Below are 18,031 nucleotides of genomic sequence, written 5' to 3' on the forward strand. Positions count from 1 at the left end.
TTATTTCTTAGGTAGTACATGGTTTTCCTTTGCCCAGCTTTGCCATTTTGCATTTAATTCTTTTACCTGATCAGGATGTTGAGCCGCAACATCGTTCAATTCGGTCTGATCATTTTTGATGTTATAGAGATGCCAGGTAGAATCGCCAGAAAGATTAACCATTTTCCAGTCGCCCGAACGCACGAAACTGGCGTTAAAATGTTCGTTAAATAAGATTTCATGTCCGTTTGATACCTTTCCTTTTAAAGCAGGCACCAAACTCATGCCTTGCATTGGCTTGATAGTGTTGCCCTTATAGCTGCTGGGATACTTCGCATTGGCAAGTTCGACAAAAGTGCTCATAAAATCCATTACATGCCCTACCTGATTGCTATAACTTCCTTTTTTGGCAGCGATACCTTTTGGCCAGAAGGCAATCATCGGCGTATGCACACCACCTTCATACGATTGTGATTTTGCAAGTTGATAGGGCGTATTGGCTACATTTGCCCAGGTTGGTCCGATTGAGGTATAACTCGTTTGCGGCCCCGGCATTACTTTCTTATAAATGGGATAGGCAATTTTTTCGCCAGCCCTTGTTTCACTTGGACGGTCGAAACCTGGCCCATAGCGCATTGCATCTTCAGGGCTTGCACCATTATCGCTCAAAAACACAATCAATGTATTGTCCAATTGATTGGTTTCTTTCAGGGCTTTAATAATCCGCCCGATACCTTGGTCCATCCGATCAATCATTGCTGCATGTACAGCCATCGCCATTTCATCAAATGTCTTTGTAGGATTATCTTCCCATTTCATGGTCGATTTGCGTGGAGATAAAGGAGCCGTTTTAGGATCGATCAATCCCATCTCTACCATTCGCTTATACCTCGCCTCACGAATAGCATCCCATCCAACTTTGTAGGTATCTTTATATTTCGCGATATCACCTGGTTTTGCCTGCAATGGCCAATGTGGCGCATTTTCAGCTACATAGAGAAAAAATGGCTTATCACCTTTGCTAAATTCATAGATGTAACTCGCAGCAGTATCGTTAATGGCATCCGTATGGTAATAATCTTTAGGTACCTCTTTAATCGGCGTTGTACCACTTACCAAACTAAAAGGGTCAAAAAAATCGACCACTCCCCAAAGTGTTCCGAAGAATTTCTCAAAGCCTCTGCTGGTTGGGTATTGATCAATCGGCGAAAACAAAGGAAAAGATGTTTTATGGTTTAGCCAATCTAGCTGCGCTTGAGGCGTAGGTTGTTCTATGGTATTTGCAACATGCCATTTACCTGACATTGCCGTCCTGTATCCTGCATCTTTTAAAACTTCTGCCAGCGTTACTGTATTTTTGGTAATGGTACCACGATATCCTTCTACACCACGATCGGTAGTCATTTCGCCAATGCCAGCGTTGTGGTTATAAAGCCCGGTTAATAAGGCTGCACGTGTTGGACAGCAACGAGAAGTATTATAAAAATTTTTGAAACGGACACCCTGGCTAGCCAGATAATCGATATTTGGTGTTTTAATTTCTCCGCCATAACAGCCGATATCAGAAAACCCCAGATCATCGGCAAGGACGACAATAATATTAGGTCTTTTATCAGCAGCTTTCTTTGGCTTGGGTTTATCGGTAAAAGCGGTTAAAACAGCTACAGTAAAGATTAAAAACAGGCCGGAATATTTGGTAAATGTGCGCATATTACCTAAATTAAAATAAAAAGCCGAAAGATCCAGTTTCATCAATTAATTTGTTGCAAACACAGCTAAATCGTTTTATAAACACCGAAAAAAATTCAGCGCTTCATCTAAACAGATGCTTTCTTAGCTTTGTGATAGGTAAAATACGACAGCAATAACACGATTAAAAATACAACCGGACCAACGCGGTTATTGATTGGATCACCCGATGCCGTATGCGCAATAAATGCCGAAACAAATGTAAATGCAAAACCTGCATATGCCCATTCTTTCCATTGCCCTTTTATCGGCAACAGTAATAAAACAGCTCCTAAAATTTTGGCAACGGCTAATTCTACCCTAAAATAATCAGGAAAGCCAAGGTGACGAAAAGCCTGTTTAATGGTTTCATTAGTCAGGTAGGAATAGGCCGAGAAAGTCATCATTAACGAAACCAAAGCAGTGGATATCCAGTAAATAGTTTTGATTGTTTTTGTTTTCATATTATTTTTTTGATGCAAACTTATGTAGTTTTGCTATCTAAAAGATACTAGTATCCCAAAGGATAGTACTATCCTTTACGAAAGCTTATACCTTTGTATTATGGGACCAAGAAAAGAACACCGTAATCTAGAAACCTGTACGGCAAGTTTAAATGCGGTAAAAGACGCGCTCTATGTTTTAAATGGCAAGTGGAAACTTCCGCTGATTATTTCTCTGCAAGAAGGACCACTGCGTTTTAATGAGATCCAAAAATCACTTGGAGAAATTACACCCAAAATATTATCGAAAGAACTTAAAGATTTAGAATTAAATGAATTTGTGATCCGGAAAGTATTTTCTACCACTCCGGTTACCGTAACTTACGAGCTTACCCCTTATAGTGAATCGCTTGAAAGAGTTATTGATGAACTAAGGGATTGGGGGTTAAAACATCGCGAACGGTTGGTTAAAAACAGAAAAAGCGAGTTGGTTGAAGCAGAACTGGCGACTTCACTTTAGGCCACTAAATTTGATCTGCTAGACCATCCATTTTGCTCAAAAAAGCAAAAAACTGATAATGATAAAATTCGGCTATCTTTGTACAAAATAAAATCGATGGCGGTATTACATAAAAAAGAAGAAAAAATTCAGGCAGTGCTGGGTAGGTTGCCTAAAAAATATACAGACGAACAATTTGTAGAGATGTTTATCAGACTTTACTCTAAAGATTGGGGCAAAATTAAATCGGCTTACATTAAACAATCTCAGGATAAAGAACCTGGAACCATCATTAACATGCCGAAACCAGAGGTATATCTACGACAGATTCTGGCAAACTATCTACAACAAGATCATGCTCCGAAAGCAGTTGAGGTTAAAGAAGAACCTGTTGTTGAAGCGCCGGTTACCGGAGTTAAAAAAGCGAAGGCTCCGGCCAAGAAGAAAGAAACTGTAGCTGAAGAAGTACCTGCCGAGGTTAAAAAAGCAAAAGCACCTGCTAAAAAGAAAGCTGAAGCAATTGAAGAACCGATTGTAGAAGTTAAAAAAGCTAAGGCGCCTGCGAAGAAAAAAGCAGAAGCAATCGAAGAGGCTCCAGTAGCTGAAAAGAAAGCAAAAGCAGTAGCAAAAAAGCCGGCAGCAAAAAAATAAAAAATATTTTACATCAAATATAATAAATCACCTTTTTGGTTGTTTATATATATGAGAGCGTTAATTTAGATGACGGGGATAGGTCGGTATGATTTATCCCCGTTCTTTTTTGACCGTTTTTTCTCTCAGATTATCTTAGCCACAGAAGACATTGATCTCAGTCATTCCAAAAACTCAGTTTTTTTCGAAACTTCAACGGCCATTCGCAGCGATGCGTCATTCCCAACTTGATTGGGAACCACGGAGTGCTCATGAATGCCTCTGAAAAAAGCAAAACTTATGAATAATCGTAATGCTTCGGTAGGGCTTGTATGCTGCATTAAGATTCCCGCCTGCGCGGGAATGACGACCGTTCTTTAAAATCTGTCATATTACAATCTGTCAGTAATAGTGCAACGAAGAATCTTTCAGCGCACATCCATATTTCATTTTTATCCATCGGCATGTTTTACATCCAATTGTAAACTTTGTTCTTTTAATTGGTATATCGGGAAAAGTCGATATACATTTGCGCCATGGATCAAGTAGAAATATTTAAAGCCCTTTCGAACAAAACACGTTTACAGATTTTAGGCTGGTTAAAAGCGCCTGAGCTACATTTTCCGGAGCAGCCCAATGCCGATTTTGAAAATGTAGGTGTTTGCGTTGGGCAGATTCAGCTTAAAAGTGGTTTATCACAAAGTACCATTTCCGAATACCTCTCTATTTTACAGCGCGCCGATTTAATCAGTTCAACGCGCTTAGGCCAATGGACTTATTACAAACGCAATAAAGAAGGCTTAGAAAAATTAAGCGAAATCATCAATACCGAATTATAATTTAGAAACATATGAACACAGATAGTTTATTCAGGCCTTTTAGCCTTAAAACATTAAATATCAAAAACAGAATAGTAATGGCCCCCATGACGCGTTCATTTTCGCCAGGTGGCGTGCCAACAGCCGATGTTGCCAGCTATTACGCAAAAAGAGCTGCTGGTGAAGTGGGTTTAATTTTATCAGAAGGAACCGTAATTAACCGCCCATCTTCTTCTGCCGATCCTAACATTCCACATTTTTACGGTACTGAAGCTTTGGCAGGCTGGGAAAACGTAATTAAAAGTGTACACCAGGCCGGTGGTAAAATGGGACCACAGATCTGGCACCAGGGCATTATGGACAACCATGCATCAGGCTGGTTACCAAGCACACCATTTGAAGGTCCATCAAGCCTAAACAAACCAGGTTTCGAAAACGGCGTACCGATGACTGATGCAGCCATTGCTGATACCATTGCGGCTTTTGGCCAGGCGGCAGCAGATGCCAAAGCTTTGGGTTTTGACACTGTTGAAATACATGGCGCGCACCAATACCTGATCGATCAGTTTTTCTGGGACGGTACAAACAACCGTACCGATATTTATGGCGGTAAAACCTTAGCTGAACGCACCCGTTTTGGTGTTGAAGTAATTAAGGAAGTACGTAAAAGGGTTGGAGAAGATTTCGCGCTAATTATCCGTTTATCACAATTTAAACCTGCTGCCTACGATTTTAAACTGGCCAAAAACGAGCAGGAAATGGAACAGTGGTTAACGCCATTGGCCGAAGCCGGAATTGATATTTTTCATTGTTCGCAACGCCGTTTCTGGGAGCCTGAATTTGAAGGTTCTGACTTAAATTTTGCAGGTTGGGCTAAAAAAGTAACCGGAAAAGCTACAATCTCAGTAGGCTCAGTTGGTTTGGATGGCGATTTCTTTGGCGCTTTCGCAGGCCAAAGTTCACAGCCAAGCTCATTAGATGAACTGGTGCGCAGAATGGACCGCGGCGATTTCGATTTAGTAGCCGTTGGCCGTCCGCTTTTAGCAGACCCGAACTGGGTAGAGAAAATCAAAAACAACCTTACCGAAGAACTGAAAGGCTTTAGCAAAGAAGCTTTAATGGAATTGGTATAAAAACCATATTTTTTCTTTTTAAGTTTAGAAAGGCATCTCGAAAGGGATGCTTTTTTGATAAGGAGGCATCGTCATCTCGATCCGATAGTTATTGGATGAAGCGTAGTGAAATAGAGAGATCTATTTGCACCGTCAGGTGTTACATAATAAGTTTAGAAATAATTTTTCTGCCACGGAAGCACAGAGGGCACGGAAATTTTCTTGATAATTTGAAAAGCAGTATCCGTATTACTTCGGTTGCGCCAGCCCCGCCCTTCGCTTAATCCGACTGAAAAAGTCGGGATAACGCTGTCGGTCGGGTTTATTTTACTTCTGACAGTAGCAATGCCCTAGCCGCCTAAACCCGATCAAAGCGAGATGACAATTTCCTTCAAAATTGGCAGAAGCGGGAGCGGGACTACAACAACCCAAAAGCTTCTGTTATTGCTTTCCAAAAAACAAACTAGTTTTTTTTCGTGCCACCAGATACTACCAAACCAATCTGCCTTAGGATTTTTTTCCTTAAATTCACCTCATCAAAAATTGATTTCACCATGTCGAACATTAAACTCATTATCGAAGAAAGACCAGCAAATATTGGAAATTTTATGGTTGGCAGACTCCTGCCTTTCAGAGAGAAACGGATGGTTGGGCCTTTTTCTTTTATCGACCATATGGGTCCTGCTGCAATGAGCGATCACGAGAATCTCGACGTTCCACCTCATCCACATATTGGTTTATCTACCTTAACTTTTTTATTTGAAGGTGAAATTACACATAAAGACAGTTTAGGTTCGGATATTGTAATTAAACCCGGGCAGGTAAACTGGATGACTTCGGGCAGCGGCATTGTACATTCGGAAAGAACTCCCGAATACCTTCGGCATACTGATAAAATGCTCCACGGCTTACAGATCTGGGTAGCCTTACCCAAAGATTTAGAGCAAATGGACCCTGAGTTTTACCATGTAGAAGGGGCAGACATTCCAAGCTGGACAGAAGATGGTGTAAGTTTTAAATTAATCGCAGGAGAAGCTTTTGGCTATAAATCTCCAGTTCCGGTGTATAGTCCATTATATTTTCTAGAATTGAAAAGTACCAAGCAGCAAAAGCTAAACATTGGCGATTACCTGTTTGGAGAAAGTGCACTTTATATTTTAGAGGGTGCAATTGAAAGTGAGGGGAATATTTTTGAGCCACGTTTAATTTTAATTGCCAACGACGCCAAACTGTGCGAATTTACCATGCACGAAAACACCACGGTTTATATTTTCGGAGGCGAGCCTTTTCCTGAAGAGCGTTTCATTTACTGGAACTTTGTTGCCTCTGACAAAGAACTGATTGAAAAAGCCAAGCAAAAATGGCTCGAACAAAGCTTTAAACCCGTTCCTGGAGAAACAGGTTTTGTGCCTTTGCCAGATCAAAACCCAAAGGTTAAGAAATAAACCCTAATGGAAATACAACAGATTAACAACGAAAAGAAAGGGCAGTTCGAAGCCTTAGAGAACGGCTTACAAGCAGGCGTTATGGCATATGTTTGGGCTGGCCCTGGCAAATTCATTATTGACCATACCGAAGTAAATCAAGATTTTGCCGGTAAAGGGGTAGGAAAAAAGTTAGTGCTTGCCGCCGTAAATTATGCCAGAGAAAACAAGATGAAAATTCTTCCGCTTTGTCCGTTTGCAAAAAGTGTTTTCGATAAAACGCCAGAAATTCAAGACGTATTATTTTAATCTTAATTAATTCTTCCTGCCAAATAAATTCATATTTACCGAAACTGCCACGCCTGTTGATGATAATTTAGAATTTCCATAACCAATATTGGTTAAGGGTATTTTCATAAATGGTTTAGCGCTAATGCTTAAATTATTATTTATTTTGTGCTGAAACTCGACACCAACATTGGCTATACCTAAATAATGCTGATTCTGGTTTCTAACTTCGTAGCTTTGAGGACCTTGATAAGCTCCATTATAAGAATAGCTGTATTTCTCTTTCAACATTAAATAACTGGACAAGCCTGTACTTACTGAAATCGAATTTCTACGTCCATCAAAAACCTTATAGTTCACATTAATTGGAATATCAATTACATCGCAATTGGCGTGAATATTTGCTGGATTTGCCTTAAAAACATAATTGCTGTTAGGATTGTATTGGCTAAAATCTGAGTCGTAGATTTTCTTAGCATAAGCTGCCCCGGTAGTAACACTCAATTTCTTTGTTAAGAAAAGCGTAGCTTCTACCCCAAAACCACCACTTAAACTACTTCTACCTGATTTCTGCACACTGGTTAAATCGGGTGCAGCCAGAATACTCAACACAAATCTTGGTTTTTTCTTAAAAACTGGGTCTTTAATTCTTGGTATTTTGCCTCGAACAGGATCAGCTACAAGATTCTGTTTTTCAAATTCTATAAGCTTGGTTTCAGCTTTTATTTCTGGATTATAAATCACATCCGCTAAAAGGTTATGATTACCACTATTACCTTTCTCAATAACTTTTGGAAAAATTTCGCGGACGAATCCTGTTTTGATTATTTTTTGATCTTTGCTTTCCTCCGCTCCTTTATTATTCTCTGTCAATAAACTTTCTTCCCTATCCTTGGCTAACGAATCATTGTTGGTTGGCTTTTCAATTAAACCACCATCATTATTTAATGGCTTGTTATTCTCATTTGTTTTTGTTTTCACCAGCGGATTCGTTTTTGATCGATCACCATCAGGTTTAACCAATAAAAAAACCACCAGCAACATTGCGGCTACCGCAGCCGCAGCAGTTAACCAAATTATCGGCACTATCGTCCTTTTAGGTGCTGGATGCAATCTCTCCTCCAGATTATCCCAATCTAAATCATTAAAAGGAAGATCGGGATTTTCCAATCCATCCTTAAATAATTTATCTATATCTTTTCCCGCTCTCATTGCATGTTTGTATTTAACCTCACCTGTAAAAGGTTTCTATCTACCTCCGAACTCCTTACCTGGTAAGTTTTCGCATCTGCAGCTTTTAGCATTTCCTGTAATTTCTGTCGTGCCTTAAACAGGTTCGACTTTGATGTTCCTATCGATATTCCCAGCATTTCGGCAATTTCTTCGTGGGTATACCCATCAATGGCAAAAAGGTTAAAAACCGTTCGATAGGCAGGACTTAGGTTTTGAACCAATGCTAACAAATCATTATAAGCCAATTTATCGTACACCGAGTTTGTATGTGCAATATTTTCATGATCCTGAATATCTACATGATCGGCAAATTTTAAATTTGCACGATAATAATCAATGGCAGTATTGGTTATTATCCGACCAAGCCAAGGCAAAAAGGCCTTCGAAGTTTCATATTTGGCTATATTTTTAAAGGCCTTAAAAAAGCCATCGTTCAGTATTCCTGCAGCATCTAGCCGATCGTTTGCATAACGCAAACAAATCCCCATGGCAAAGCTATAGAAATGTTTGTATAGCGCTTTTTGGCTATCCCTTTCATTTCTAACGCACCCTTGAATATACTTTTGTATAATATCTTCACTATCGCGGCTAGCGGTCACAGGTTCTCCTTTCAAAATACATTACGGTAAGAAATTACAAAAGGTTGCCACAAAAAAGTATTTCTTTAAAATAATTATTATTCGTTCGGTTATGCTAAAATTCTCTATTCAACAAGCAACCATTTACAACTTGACGGCGTAATAGCAGCATATTAATGATTAAAGTTAAAACTAAAAACAAAAATCTTATGCTAATCTACTTAAAAAGAAATCTATTGGCTATCGTTTGCATAGCAATGGTATTTACAGCCTGCAAAAAAAGCAGTTCAGACGAACCTACAACACCACCCGTTACCAATAACAATAAGGGGATTCAATTGGCAACAGATGCCAAGTTCGGGACGGTATTAACTGATAAAGACGGTAAAACTTTATACTTTTTTGCATCTGACGCTGCAGGCACGCCAACCTGTACCGGCGGTTGCGAAACGGCATGGCCACTTTATTACTCAGCCGATGCGAGCACCGATTTAAAACTGAACAAAGCAGAAGTTGGGGAGGTTACCCGTGCCGACGGCCGTAAACAAAGCACATACCGAGGTTATCCATTGTATTACTTTGCTAGTGATACTAAAGCCGGAGATATTAAAGGTGACGGTTCAGGTGGTATTTGGTTTGTAGCCAAGCCCGATTATTCGTTAATGTTGGCCAATGCACAATTGTTCGGGAACAACACCAATTATACCAGTACTTATGCCGTAGGCACTGGCAACACCATTTACCTAACCGATAGCAAAGGACGTACTTTGTATGCTTTTGCACCAGATAAAAATGGTGTAAACACATATACCAAGAGTGCTACACAAGAAGGTATTTGGCCGGTATATGAATCTGAAGTGCTTAATGTACCCTCTGCTGTTGCAAAAGCTGATGTTGGCGTAATTACTGTGGCTACAATTGGTAAAAAACAGTTAACTTATAAAGGATGGCCATTATACTACTGGGTATCAGATCTAAAAAGAGGCGATAACAATGGCATAGTAATCGGAAAGGGACCAGGTTTAACTTGGCCTGTATTACAGTTAAATGCTACAGTTGCTCCGGCGCCATAAATAATTTGGGTTAGGCGGGTAGAATGGTCGGCTGGTGTTTTCACAGCCGGCCTTTTTTATACCTCCAGTAAGGCTTGTTTAATTTTTTCGGCAGCTTCAGCCAATTCTTCGCTGGTTGGCTTTAATTTTTCTTTACTAAAGTTCATGTCGCTAACATTATTCATTGGGATTAAATGAATATGAGCATGTGGAACTTCCAATCCGATAACCGAAACACCTACTTTTTTACAAGGGAAAGCTATTTTTACACCTTTAGCTACAATTTTAGCGAACATCCAAAGGCCAACATACAGATCTTCATCCATATCGAAGATATAATCGGTTTCAATTTTCGGAATAACCAAAACATGCCCCGCCGTTAAAGGCTGAACATCTAAAAACGCTAAATATTCTACAGTTTCAGCAACAACATGTGCACTGATTTCGCCTGCAACAATTTTTGAAAAGATAGTCATAAGGTGGAAGGTTAAAAGGTGTAGGGTGTAAGGGCTGGGCGATCAGGGTCAAGCGTTTGGCGGGAGGCGATTAAACACTTATCGCCAAACGCTATCCGCTTATCTCGATATTTCCAGCACTTCGAACTGCATTTTACCTGCCGGCACTTCGATTTCGGCGAATTCGCCTACCGATTTACCTAACAAACCTTGTGCAATTGGCGATTTAACAGAAATTTTTCCTGTTTTTAAATCTGCTTCTGTTTCAGCTACCAACTGGTAAGTCATGGTAGCACCGTTTTTAACATTCTTTATTTTAACGATCGATAAAGCAAGTACTTTCGATAAATCTAATTTAGACTCATCAATTAAACGTGCGTTTGCCAACGTATTCTTTAATTTTGAAATTTTTGCTTCATGCAAACCTTGCGCTTCTTTAGCAGCATCGTATTCTGCATTCTCCGATAAATCACCTTTATCCCTTGCTTCTGCAATTGCTTTAGATATTAGCTGACGACCGGTGGTTGTTAAATAATGAACTTCCTCTTTTAATTTATCTAACCCCTCTTGGGTGTAGTATGTTACCTCTGTCATTGCTCTATTAATTTTATTCAAACGCTATAAAAAACAAACAAGACTATATAGTTGGTTTGCTACATAGTCTTGCTTCAATTATAACGAAGATAAAATGTGGAAATTACAAAAGCAAATAAAAAATTAAGAAGCGGCCAATATTTTAACCTTTTGTGACGCTCAAGGTCAATTAGAAGCATTAATTACACCTTAAAATAAAGACAAACCCATTCGTTCCTTATTATAATTATATGCCAGAATCACCACAATGGTAACATTCATTTATACACTTATCCAAAATTCAACCATTAATTCTATTTTTAGCTAAAATTATTCGTAAAAATGAAAAAGTTATTATCTATTGTCCTACTCATTTGTTTGGGTGGCTATACCGTTTCTGCCCAAGAACTTTATATGCCCAGAAATATAAAAGCAGCATATGCTAAGGGTACCCGTGCTATGAATGGAAAACCTGGCCCCAACTATTGGCAAAACCATGGTAAATACAACATGGATATTAAGGTAGATGCCGAAACCAAAGTGGTAAGCGGTAAAGAAGAAATTTTGTACAGCAACAACAGCACCGATACTTTAAGAACTTTGGCCATTCGCTTTGTAAACAACCTGCATAAACCAACCTCACCGAGAGGTGGTGCCGTGAGCGAAGATTTTTTGAGCACAGGCTTGAATATCAGTTCTTTCTCTGTTGATGGCGAAACGTATAAAGTAGATAGCAAAAACTGGGGAACAGTTGGCAATGTAAAACTGAACAAACCGTTGCTACCGAAATCGAAAATTGCGGTTAAAATAGAGTGGGATTATCCCCTATCAAAAGAAAGTGGACGTGAGGGACAGATTGATCCAAACTCTTTTTTTGTGGCTTACAGCTATCCACGTATCTCTGTATATGATGATTATAACGGCTGGGACCGCATTCCACACACCGATAGAGCCGAGTTCTATAACGACTTTAATGATTACGAATTCTCGATCAAAGCGCCTAAAAACTATGTGGTTTATGCTACTGGCGATTTCCTGAATCCTGATGAAGTATTACAACCTGAAATTTCTGCGCGTTTAAAAAAATCGTACAATGGAGATGAGGTAATTCATATTGCTACCGAACAGGAAATGAAAGATGGCAAAGTAACCCAGCAAAAAGACTGGAACACCTGGAAATTTGCAGTACAGCACATTACCGATGTTACTTTTGCTTTGAGCAACCATTATGTTTGGGATGGCGCAAGTGTAATTGTAGATAAAAAGACCAATCGCCGTGCAAGTGCCCAGGCGGCTTACAACCCAACTACCGGAACAGATTTTACAAACTCGGTTAAATACAACCTTAATGCTTTAGATTGGTTCTCGAACAATTGGCCAGGCATCCCCTACCCCTATGCTAAAACCATTGCTTTTCAAGGTTTTGCCGATATGGAGTACCCGATGATGGTTAACGATTCTCAATTTGGCGATCCTGTTTTTGCACAATTGGTTCAGGACCATGAAGTAGCACATACTTACTTCCCTTTTTATATGGGCATTAACGAAACCCGTTATGCCTATATGGACGAGGGTTGGGCCACAACATTCGAATATTTAATCGGTATTGCAGAACACGGCAAAGAGGCTGCTGATAAGTTTTACAAAAACTTTAGGGTAAATAAATATATTAATGATAAATCGACAGAAGAAGATCAACCGGTAATTTCCATGTCTGATCAGGTTTCGGGTTCGGGTTATGGGAATAACTCCTACGGAAAGGCTTCATTATCTTACCTTGCCTTAAAAGATATGCTGGGTGATGAGCTATTTAAAAAAGCATTACATACCTATATGGGCAACTGGAATGGCAAACACCCTATTCCATGGGATTATTTTAATTCGATGAATGCGGGATCTGGACAAAATTTAAACTGGTTTTTCCAAAATTGGTTTTTCACCAACAACTATCTTGATTTAGCCATTGCCAAAGTAACACCTGCAAAAGGAAAATCTACCCTAACCATTAAAAATATTGGTGGATTTGTTATTCCTTTTGATATAGTGATTACTTATACGGATGGAAAAGCAGACACCATCCACAAAACACCTGCAGTTTGGAAAGCAAACCAGAAAGAGGTGAACATAGTGCTTAACACTACTAAAAAAGTAAAATCAATTGGTTTAGACAACGGTATCTATGTAGATGCTACGCCGAAAGATAATGTTTGGTCAGCTAAATAGTTTGACAGTTTGCAATTTTCAGTTGGCAGTTAGATGACTACCAACTGAAAACTGTTAACTAATAGTCCCGCTTATAACAAGGATTATCGAGATCCGCACTTGTAATGCGACATAAACAAATTAATGGCGATAAAATCGCCTATCTCCACCATCCGATGGTATCAACTGAAAGCTGTTACCCGTTCTCCGCTTTACAAGCGGGTTCGTGTTTAACTGGAAAATTTAATGAATTGGCAATAAAACACATTTTATTTGCCTCATGATGCAGCGAAGCTGCAAGTTCGTAATGTGCCTTATCGGCTATTAAAACCTGGGGATGAAGGGTAACCTCTTTAAAACGGCCACTGCCATCAGCCGATTCTTCCATTGTACCTACTGCCTCATCTTTATAATCGATTACCACGATCTCGTTTTTAGAGCATAAGTGTAAATACCAGAGCATATGACAGCTGGATATTGAGGCCAATAACAGATCTTCGGGATTATATTTAGATTTATCGCCCAAAAAAGCAGAATCAGACGATCCTGAAATATCGGATTTGCCTTTTACTGAAATTACATAATCGCGATCGTACGAACGGTAATCCATTGTACCCGAGCCTTTATTGCCCGTCCAAGTAACTGTAGTTGAATATAAATGATCTTTCGGCATGATAAAATTGGTTAGATTGTATAGCCAATTTAAGAAAATATTATCAAGATTAATCTACTTTTCAACCCTTTTGACTAAGAATAATCTAAATATCTTAATCTCAAGAAACAATTTTAACTCAAGAAATATTTCAGAAAAAATTATGCCCTAATTTTATGCCCTTTTGAGGTTAAGAAGGACTTTAGCAAGCCGTATGTAGATTCGTCTGCATTAATATTAATCCCTTTATCATTCTCCATGTATGAGCATTCGAAACATACATTAAGAGCAGAAACAATTTCTCCAGTCTTATTATAAAATATGATTGCATCCCTGTAAATAGGTAGACACATCCAAGAAGGTAAGTTTGCAACCTCGGTTTCTAAAATGTGATTTAATTTAATCACATCCTGACTATTACGTTGGAAGGAACTAATCTTTTCCGAAGTGTTATCAAGGTTACCATTCAGATCAGTTATGCGGTTATCATACCAAGATATTGCTCCTGTATTTCTAGTAGTATCCGAATAGTAGGCCTGCTGTTGAAAAGAGTATGTCTCAACATATTCGAAATCGATGTTTTTAATATAATCTTTGGATTGAATAGCACTATGTGTCATATTACTTTTTCAAGACGTAGTTTTAAAAGCCTGTAAATTTGGATTGGTAGTAAATAATTAGACCTATGAGGTTTTAAAAACCTCATAGGTCTTTCTAAACTAAAAATTAAGATCCCTTAATTTCTCAGCCAAAACCTCCGAAATTTTCCGGTAAGAATCGAATGTCCAGCCACCAACATGTGGCGTTAAAATCACTTTTTCGTTATTTTTTAGCTCATCGTACCAAACCTGTTCGCCCAATGCAGGGAATTTTTCTGTTTGCAGTACATCCAATCCGGCACCTAAAATCTTTCCGCTTTTAATTGCACTCAACACTGCTTGCGTATTTACAATTTCGCCTCTCGCGGTATTGATAAAGAAAATGGGCTTTTTAAAATGGAAGAAATACTCGTCATCAACCATCTGTCTGGTTTCGGCAGTTAGGGGAATATGCAAGCTCAGTACATCGCTGTGTTTCACAATTTCTTCCATGCTTACCTCGCGGGCAAAAGCATCAGAAAAGCCTGTTTTATACTTATCATAGGCCATTACATCCACCTCAAAACCTGCCAGTTTCTTCGCAAAACTTTGCCCCATAAAGCCATAACCAATAATTCCCACCTTTTTGCCTTTCAATTCGTAACCACGGTTACCTTCTCTATCCCACACCCCGTTTCTAATCTCCATATCGGCCCTGCGGAAGTTGTTCATCAACGATAACAGCAAACCCGTAGCATGTTCGCCAACAGCATCACAATTTCCTTCAGGTGCATTAATCAATTCGATATTTCTTTCAAAAGCGATTTTATCATCAATATTATCTAAGCCAGCCCCTGCTCTTGCCACAAACTTTAAGTTTGGAGCGGCTGCAAAAATTTCGGCGTCTATCCTAAATTTCGTTCTTACCGCAATACCGGTATAATCTTTTATTTTATCTAATGTTTGTTGGCGGGTAATCTGTGGTTCATTATCAACCAGGTAACCCATAGCAATGGCCTGCTCTTTAAATGCAGGGTGCAAATCATCAACAATTAATATCCTATTCATAATAAACAAAAGTAACATTTTGCAAATTGTTCAATTGTAATATTCTTTTATTGTTTAGGCAAAACTGAAAACTGCCAATTACTAACCGCCAACTGGAGAATAACCCACAAAAATATTACTATAAAATGGCTGTAATAAAATAGTTACGGCTCCTTAATTAAACTTAGTTGCCGTTACTTTGTCTCCCTTTACAAAAACACACGAAATTTTATTTTTTAATGAGACTTTTACAATCGAGAACAATACAGATTACCCTTTTACTTTTAAGCTTATCTTTTAGTCTTTTCGCACAAACAGGTGGAAAAGCAAAAATTACCGGAGTACTTAAAGATGCAAAAACACAAGAAACCATTCCATTTGCTACCGCTGTTTTAATTGATAAAGCAACAAGCAAAAATGCAAAAATTGCCCAAACAGATGTAAATGGTGCATTTATAATGGCAGATATCCCAACCGGAACTTTTACCTTTAAAATAAGCTTTGTTGGCTACCAAACCATGGTTAGAGATAATATAGCCATTACTGCCGCTACGGGTACATTAAACTTTGGCGACATTAAAATGAATCCTTCAAAAGGAAATATGCTGAGCGAAATTACCGTAACAGGCCAAAAACAAGGCATGCAAATGGGGATCGACAAAAAGATTTTTGCTGTGGATCAGAGCGTAATCAGCGAAGGTGGCTCAGCAGGCGATTTATTGCAGAATGTTCCTTCAGTTTCTACCGATATGGATGGCAATGTGAGTTTACGTGGCTCTGCAGGCGTAAAAGTTTTAATTGATGGAAAACCATCTTTAATTGCCGGTGGTAATGTAGCGCAGATTCTCCAATCGATCCCGGCAAGCTCTATCGAAAGCGTTGAGGTAATTACCAATCCATCGGCTAAATATGATGCAGAAGGTCAGTCAGGAATCATCAACATCGTACTGAAGAAAAATACGAAACTTGGCTTTAACGGTTCAGTCGCACTAACTGCAGGTAACCGCGATAACTATAATGCCAACACTAATTTAAGTTTTCAGAATAGCAAAGTAAACCTTTACGGAAACTATGGCTATCGCTATGGCAACCGTTTGGGTGGCGGTTTCCAGGATATTACCTACAAAACACCAACCAGTTCAACAGCTTTCGCAAATCAGAATACCGTTTCTAATTCATCTGATAGGGGACACAATGCTAAAGCTGGTTTAGATTATTATTTGGCACCAAAAAGCGTAATCAGCTTATCGGGTGGTTTTAACTCAAGAGAAAATGAGCGGAACGAGCTGCTTAACATTAGACAATTAAGTGCAAACCAGTCGCCTGTTTTATTAAGCAACAGAACCAATAATAATGACGGTTATGGAAAAAGTTACGACCTGAATTTAGATTACGTACAGAAGTTTAAAAAACCGAAAGAAGAGTTAACCTTCAACTTTGGCTATTCGTATGGCACAAACAACAACGACCAAACTTACAGCACCAATACCACTAACCGAAATGGTGTGCCGATTGATGAAACCTTAAGTTTACAGCGTGTTTTTAACACAGGCAATAATACCAATTACAACATCCAGACTGATTATGCATTGCCTGTTGGTAAAGCCGGTAAAATTGAAGTTGGTTACCGTAGCCAGATCCGCTTAGGAAACAATGATCAATACGCAGATTCGATCCCTACCAATACGAACATTTATGTTAGCAATAATAAGTTAATTAACGGTTTCGATAGTAAGGATCAGGTGCACGCACTTTATTTCAATTATCAGAGCCAGATTAAAGATTTTGGTTACCAGATTGGATTAAGAGGAGAAGATGCGCGTTTAGATACACATTTAGAAGGTTACACGGGCAATGTATTAACCACGGCCGAAGGAAATATCCACTACAAAAGGATCTATCCAAGTGTTTTCTTAACGCAAAAATTAAAGGGCGACAACCAGCTTCAATTGAGTTATACACGCCGTGTAAACCGCCCCCGCCCCTGGGATACCAACCCGTTTTTGGATGTTTCGGATCCTTTAAACTATAGAGGTGGTAATCCGAATTTATTGCCAGAGGATGTACACTCTTTCGAATTGGGATATAGTAAATACTGGAAAAAAGTAACCTTAACTTCGAGTTTGTATTTCCGCCAAACCAATGATGTAATTCAAAGGGTAAGAAGTACACCTGTTAACGGGATCATTACTTCAACCCCTCAAAATTTAACGAATCAGATTAATAGCGGTTTAGAGTTGATTGGCCGTTTCGATCTGATTAAAGCTTTAAATTTTACTACCAATGTAAACTTATATCAAGCTAAGTTTGCCGGAGATGCAAGATTTGACATTCCATCAAGCAGTGGCTTTAGCTGGAACGCCAATATTACCGGAAATTTAACAGTAGTTAAAAATTTATCGTTACAGGTGCGTGGTGATTATAGGGCGCCAGAAGTGATGGCACAAGGAAAACGTAATGCTATGTATGGGGTTGATGGTGGAGCCAAATACGATTTCCCGAACAAAAAAGCATCTTTAAGTTTCAATGTTCGTGATGTCTTTAACACCAGAAGATGGAGCATGACCACTGAAGATAGAGCCACAATTGTTGATTTTGAACGCCAGTTTCAGGGCACAATGGGGAATTTAACCTTCTCTTACCGCTTTGGAAAAACTACATTTACCGGTACGAATAAAAAGAGGAAAGACGATCAGCAGGACAACCGCCCTGATGAGGGATCCTTTTAATAACCTAAGGT

At 39.0% G+C, this 18,031-nt stretch carries 18 protein-coding genes; 9 read left to right on the plus strand and 9 right to left on the minus strand.

Translation table 11 applies throughout. The annotated features are described in order from the left end of the window. Complete coding sequence (locus tag LQ227_RS07340; RefSeq protein WP_230148894.1) at positions 1-1,731, minus strand: arylsulfatase; 1,731 nt, start codon at positions 1,729-1,731, stop codon at positions 1-3. Positions 1,732-1,796: 65 nt separating this feature from the next. Then, complete coding sequence (locus LQ227_RS07345; protein ID WP_230148896.1) at positions 1,797-2,171, minus strand: DoxX family protein; 375 nt, start codon at positions 2,169-2,171, stop codon at positions 1,797-1,799. A gap of 100 nt (positions 2,172-2,271) precedes the next feature. Between LQ227_RS07345 and LQ227_RS07350 the strand changes: the two genes are divergently transcribed. The 6 genes from LQ227_RS07350 to LQ227_RS07375 all read left to right on the plus strand — a co-directional run bounded on the left by LQ227_RS07350 (position 2,272) and on the right by LQ227_RS07375 (position 6,942). Next, positions 2,272-2,670 (plus strand): helix-turn-helix domain-containing protein, encoded by a 399-nt coding sequence (locus tag LQ227_RS07350; protein ID WP_230142317.1) that lies wholly within the window; start codon positions 2,272-2,274, stop codon positions 2,668-2,670. A 78-nt stretch (positions 2,671-2,748) separates the two neighbouring features. Beyond that, positions 2,749-3,300 (plus strand): hypothetical protein, encoded by a 552-nt coding sequence (locus LQ227_RS07355; RefSeq protein ID WP_230148898.1) that lies wholly within the window; start codon positions 2,749-2,751, stop codon positions 3,298-3,300. Positions 3,301-3,815: 515 nt separating this feature from the next. Then, entirely contained in the window at positions 3,816-4,118 is a 303-nt protein-coding gene (locus tag LQ227_RS07360) for a helix-turn-helix transcriptional regulator (RefSeq protein ID WP_029276735.1), read from the plus strand. Positions 4,119-4,129: 11 nt separating this feature from the next. Beyond that, the gene (locus LQ227_RS07365) at positions 4,130-5,230 is read left to right on the plus strand and encodes an NADH:flavin oxidoreductase (RefSeq protein WP_230148900.1); all 1,101 of its coding nucleotides are present in this window, start codon (positions 4,130-4,132) and stop codon (positions 5,228-5,230) included. A gap of 533 nt (positions 5,231-5,763) precedes the next feature. Continuing rightward, entirely contained in the window at positions 5,764-6,654 is an 891-nt protein-coding gene (locus LQ227_RS07370; RefSeq protein ID WP_230142323.1) for a pirin family protein, read from the plus strand. Between the two features lie 6 nt (positions 6,655-6,660). Further along, positions 6,661-6,942 (plus strand): GNAT family N-acetyltransferase, encoded by a 282-nt coding sequence (locus LQ227_RS07375; protein ID WP_230142325.1) that lies wholly within the window; start codon positions 6,661-6,663, stop codon positions 6,940-6,942. 6 nt (positions 6,943-6,948) lie between these two features. On the opposite strand, the gene LQ227_RS07380 is transcribed toward LQ227_RS07375, so the two are convergent. Further along, positions 6,949-8,133: a PorT family protein gene (locus LQ227_RS07380; RefSeq protein WP_230142326.1), complete on the minus strand. Its 1,185-nt coding sequence runs from the start codon at positions 8,131-8,133 to the stop codon at positions 6,949-6,951. Continuing rightward, the gene (locus LQ227_RS07385) at positions 8,130-8,768 is read right to left on the minus strand and encodes an RNA polymerase sigma factor (protein ID WP_230142327.1); all 639 of its coding nucleotides are present in this window, start codon (positions 8,766-8,768) and stop codon (positions 8,130-8,132) included. Before LQ227_RS07385 ends, LQ227_RS07380 begins: the two co-directional genes overlap by 4 nt. A gap of 173 nt (positions 8,769-8,941) precedes the next feature. Between LQ227_RS07385 and LQ227_RS07390 the strand changes: the two genes are divergently transcribed. Beyond that, positions 8,942-9,805, plus strand: a complete 864-nt coding sequence (locus LQ227_RS07390) for a hypothetical protein (protein WP_230142328.1) — start codon at positions 8,942-8,944, stop codon at positions 9,803-9,805. Positions 9,806-9,861: 56 nt separating this feature from the next. Here LQ227_RS07390 and LQ227_RS07395 read toward each other — a convergent pair whose 3' ends face one another. Together LQ227_RS07395 and greA are read right to left on the minus strand one after the other, a co-directional pair. Beyond that, positions 9,862-10,260: an HIT family protein gene (locus LQ227_RS07395; protein ID WP_057931477.1), complete on the minus strand. Its 399-nt coding sequence runs from the start codon at positions 10,258-10,260 to the stop codon at positions 9,862-9,864. 99 nt (positions 10,261-10,359) lie between these two features. Continuing rightward, positions 10,360-10,833 carry a transcription elongation factor GreA gene (gene greA, locus LQ227_RS07400; protein ID WP_029276724.1) on the minus strand — a complete coding sequence of 158 codons (474 nt, stop codon included), beginning with the start codon at positions 10,831-10,833 and terminating at the stop codon, positions 10,360-10,362. 321 nt (positions 10,834-11,154) lie between these two features. On the opposite strand from greA, the gene LQ227_RS07405 reads away from it, so the two are divergent. Further along, positions 11,155-13,035, plus strand: a complete 1,881-nt coding sequence (locus LQ227_RS07405; RefSeq protein ID WP_230142329.1) for a M1 family metallopeptidase — start codon at positions 11,155-11,157, stop codon at positions 13,033-13,035. A gap of 175 nt (positions 13,036-13,210) precedes the next feature. Here the strand turns inward: LQ227_RS07405 and LQ227_RS07410 are convergent, their stop codons facing one another. From LQ227_RS07410 to LQ227_RS07420, 3 genes are all read right to left on the minus strand, one after another. Beyond that, entirely contained in the window at positions 13,211-13,687 is a 477-nt protein-coding gene (locus tag LQ227_RS07410) for an OsmC family protein (RefSeq protein WP_230148902.1), read from the minus strand. A 140-nt stretch (positions 13,688-13,827) separates the two neighbouring features. Beyond that, positions 13,828-14,286, minus strand: coding sequence for a hypothetical protein (locus tag LQ227_RS07415; RefSeq protein WP_230148904.1), 459 nt, complete (start codon positions 14,284-14,286; stop codon positions 13,828-13,830). A 99-nt stretch (positions 14,287-14,385) separates the two neighbouring features. Further along, entirely contained in the window at positions 14,386-15,312 is a 927-nt protein-coding gene (locus LQ227_RS07420) for a 2-hydroxyacid dehydrogenase (RefSeq protein WP_230142332.1), read from the minus strand. Between the two features lie 218 nt (positions 15,313-15,530). Here LQ227_RS07420 and LQ227_RS07425 point away from each other — a divergent pair, with 218 nt between their 5' ends. Continuing rightward, positions 15,531-18,020 (plus strand): outer membrane beta-barrel family protein, encoded by a 2,490-nt coding sequence (locus tag LQ227_RS07425; protein WP_230148906.1) that lies wholly within the window; start codon positions 15,531-15,533, stop codon positions 18,018-18,020. Positions 18,021-18,031 lie beyond the last annotated feature (11 nt).

This window comes from Pedobacter sp. Bi27 (genome assembly GCF_918698255.1).
Lineage (GTDB): Bacteria > Bacteroidota > Bacteroidia > Sphingobacteriales > Sphingobacteriaceae > Pedobacter.

Bases quoted from the DNA above. Each gene is read 5' to 3' on its own strand.
- LQ227_RS07340 (WP_230148894.1), bottom strand. From the start codon at position 1,731: ATGAAACTGGATCTTTCGGCTTTTTATTTTAATTTAGGTAATATGCGC.
- LQ227_RS07345 (WP_230148896.1), bottom strand. From the start codon at position 2,171: ATGAAAACAAAAACAATCAAAACTATTTACTGGATATCCACTGCTTTG.
- LQ227_RS07350 (WP_230142317.1), top strand. From the start codon at position 2,272: ATGGGACCAAGAAAAGAACACCGTAATCTAGAAACCTGTACGGCAAGT.
- LQ227_RS07360 (WP_029276735.1), top strand. From the start codon at position 3,816: ATGGATCAAGTAGAAATATTTAAAGCCCTTTCGAACAAAACACGTTTA.
- LQ227_RS07365 (WP_230148900.1), top strand. From the start codon at position 4,130: ATGAACACAGATAGTTTATTCAGGCCTTTTAGCCTTAAAACATTAAAT.
- LQ227_RS07370 (WP_230142323.1), top strand. From the start codon at position 5,764: ATGTCGAACATTAAACTCATTATCGAAGAAAGACCAGCAAATATTGGA.
- LQ227_RS07375 (WP_230142325.1), top strand. From the start codon at position 6,661: ATGGAAATACAACAGATTAACAACGAAAAGAAAGGGCAGTTCGAAGCC.
- LQ227_RS07380 (WP_230142326.1), bottom strand. From the start codon at position 8,133: ATGAGAGCGGGAAAAGATATAGATAAATTATTTAAGGATGGATTGGAA.
- LQ227_RS07390 (WP_230142328.1), top strand. From the start codon at position 8,942: ATGCTAATCTACTTAAAAAGAAATCTATTGGCTATCGTTTGCATAGCA.
- LQ227_RS07395 (WP_057931477.1), bottom strand. From the start codon at position 10,260: ATGACTATCTTTTCAAAAATTGTTGCAGGCGAAATCAGTGCACATGTT.
- greA (WP_029276724.1), bottom strand. From the start codon at position 10,833: ATGACAGAGGTAACATACTACACCCAAGAGGGGTTAGATAAATTAAAA.
- LQ227_RS07405 (WP_230142329.1), top strand. From the start codon at position 11,155: ATGAAAAAGTTATTATCTATTGTCCTACTCATTTGTTTGGGTGGCTAT.
- LQ227_RS07410 (WP_230148902.1), bottom strand. From the start codon at position 13,687: ATGCCGAAAGATCATTTATATTCAACTACAGTTACTTGGACGGGCAAT.
- LQ227_RS07415 (WP_230148904.1), bottom strand. From the start codon at position 14,286: ATGACACATAGTGCTATTCAATCCAAAGATTATATTAAAAACATCGAT.
- LQ227_RS07420 (WP_230142332.1), bottom strand. From the start codon at position 15,312: ATGAATAGGATATTAATTGTTGATGATTTGCACCCTGCATTTAAAGAG.
- LQ227_RS07425 (WP_230148906.1), top strand. From the start codon at position 15,531: ATGAGACTTTTACAATCGAGAACAATACAGATTACCCTTTTACTTTTA.